This window comes from Kitasatospora sp. NPDC036755, from assembly GCF_040636595.1.
Lineage (GTDB): Bacteria > Actinomycetota > Actinomycetes > Streptomycetales > Streptomycetaceae > Kitasatospora.
Genome location: NZ_JBEZUT010000607.1, coordinates 1 through 2,254, shown reverse-complemented (window position 1 = coordinate 2,254; position 2,254 = coordinate 1). Strand labels below are relative to the sequence as shown.

Annotated in this window: 2 protein-coding genes and 1 pseudogene; all 3 read right to left on the bottom strand. The window is 77.7% G+C overall.

Going from position 1 to position 2,254, the window contains the following annotated elements; genetic code table 11:
* Window positions 1-672: pseudogene (locus tag AB0E96_RS40455) on the bottom strand (hypothetical protein); the annotation flags it as partial.
* On the bottom strand, window positions 669-1,442 hold the full coding sequence (locus AB0E96_RS40450; protein WP_359831764.1) for a 4'-phosphopantetheinyl transferase superfamily protein: 774 nt from the start codon (window positions 1,440-1,442) through the stop codon (window positions 669-671). The pseudogene AB0E96_RS40455 and the gene AB0E96_RS40450, both read right to left, overlap by 4 nt.
* On the bottom strand, window positions 1,439-2,149 hold the full coding sequence (locus AB0E96_RS40445; protein WP_359831762.1) for an acyl-CoA dehydrogenase family protein: 711 nt from the start codon (window positions 2,147-2,149) through the stop codon (window positions 1,439-1,441). The genes AB0E96_RS40450 and AB0E96_RS40445 overlap by 4 nt, the downstream gene beginning before the upstream one ends.
* Between the last annotated feature and the right edge of the window lie 105 nt (window positions 2,150-2,254).

Sequence of the window (2,254 nt, the reverse complement as noted above, 5' to 3'; positions counted from 1 at the left end):
GCTGATCCAGCACAACATCGAGCAGGAGGCCGGCTTCGAGCGGGCCCTGAAGGCCTTCGTCGCGGACTGCGTCACCAAGGAGTGCCCGTTCGGCATGCGCCGCAGCCAGCGGTACTGGCCGGCCGGCGGCACCGGTACGGCCAGGCCCAGCGCCAGGCCGTCGCGGGCGGCGACCTCGGCCGGCGGCTCGGGGACCGGGGTGAGCGCCCGCGCCAGCTCCTCCTCCCCGACCCAGCCGAGGAACGGCTCCTGCTCGCCGTACGGGGTGAGGGCGGCGAACTGGTCGGCCAGCAGCCAGCGGTCGCCCTTGCGGCCGCGCAGCAGCAGCCAGTGCGGGGCGTCCGCCTGCCCGGCGGCCGGCGACCACGGCAGGTACCGGGTGTTGCCGGCCACCAGCACCTGGCCCTCGGCTTCGAGCTCGGTCAGCAGCCCGGCGCGCGCCCGCTCCCAGTCGGGCGCGCCACGGTAGCCGAGCCCGCGGCCGTCGGGGCCCGCGTCCACCCGCTCGTGGTGCGAGAAGGCGGCGTGGCCGGCCGGCAGGTCGGTGCGCACCGCCAGCCGCACGGCGTGGCCGAACCGGCGCCGGATCCCGGGGTCGGTCGCCTCCAGGTAGGCGACCAGGTTGGTGGTGTAGCAGCTCAGCTGCGGCTCGCAGGCCGCGAGCGCGGTCATGTGCACGGTGTCTCCAGGTCGAAGGTCCGCGGGTCGAAGGTCCGCGGGTCGCGGGCCCCGGGTTCACGGATCATCAGGTCACGGGCCGTCGGGTCGGCCCCCGGATCCGAGTAGGCGCAGCTGAGCGGTACCGCCGAGCGGCCGCGCAGGCTGATCCAGCGCAGGCCGCGCCAGCGGCCCCGCTCGGCGCCGACCGGCACGTCGATCCGCCAGGGAAGGCCGGCCAGGCCGGTGCCCTCGGCCTTCACGCAGGCCTCCTGCACCGTCCACACCCAGGCCAGCTCGGCTGCGCGCCGCCCGGCGGGCCACGGGGCGAGCGCCGCCGCCCGCTCGCGCAGGCAGCGGCGCAGCAGCCGCGACGAGACCTCGTCCGGCACCTGCTGCAGGTCCACCCCGACCCGGCGGCCGGGCGCGACGGCCGCGGCCACCCGGTCCCCGTCGTGCGACACGCTGATCCCGACGCCCGGGGCGGCGGCCAGCACCGGCCGGCCGCGCGGCTCGCGGACCACCGGGGAGGTGGCCAGCTCGGGCAGCAGCGCGGTCAGCAGCCGGCGCAGCAGCGCCCGGCCGGCCAGGAACTCCTCGGCCCGCCGGGGCGCCAGGGCGCGGGCCGCGTCGAGGTCGGCCCGGTCGGGCGCGACCGCGGCCCAGTGGTCGAGCGGTCCGTCGGCCGTCCAGACCCCGTCCGCCGGCCGCCGGCAGGGCGTACCCGCCACCGGGAGGCCGGCGCGGACCTGGCCCGCGGGCCGCGGCGACACGGTGGTGCTCACGAGCGCAGCTCCGCCAGCAGCGCCGGCGCGCCGTCCGCCACCGCGTCCAGCATCAGCTCGGTGACCCCTCCGCCGATCCCGAGCACGCCCGCCTCCGCCCTGGTCAGCTGGGCACCGCCGGGCGCGAAGCCCTCGGCGCCCTGCAGGTGCGCACAGCGGTCGAGCACCGGGTCGATGCCCTGCCCGACCGCCGCCTTCAGCAGCGCCGCCGCCGCCAGGTCCGGGCCGGCGGTGATCCGCTCGGCCAGGGTGTCGGCCAGCGCGCTCAGCTGGCGCAGCGCCACCAGGCAGCCGGCCAGCTGCTGGCGGACCGCCGGATGCTGCCACAGCGGCCGGTCCTCGACCGTGCGGCGCTCCAGCAGCTCCACCGTGGCGGCGACCGTACGGCTGCCCAGCGCGACCGCCCAGTACGCGCCGGCCAGCCGCTCGGTGCCCATGTGCCGGGCGAACAGCGCCATGCCCCGGCCGGGCCGTCCGACCAGGTGCGCGGCCGGCAGCCGCACCTGCCGCAGCTCGACGTGACCGATCCCGGCACCCGCCAGCAACCCGCCCCCGGTGGGCCGGACCGTCACGCCCGGCGCCGCGGTGGGCACCAGGACCCAGCCGAAGCTGGTGAAGTGCCGGCCCGGCCGGTGCCGGGCGAGCACCAGCAGGTGGTCCGCCGTCACCGCCCCGGTCACCCAGCGCTTGCCGCCGTCGAGCACCACACCCTGGACGCGATCATGACGCGCGAGGAATTTGATCAGGTTGGCGCGGTTCTCGACTCGCGGTCGACGCAATACCCCAGCGAGCGAACGGACTCAAATGCCTTG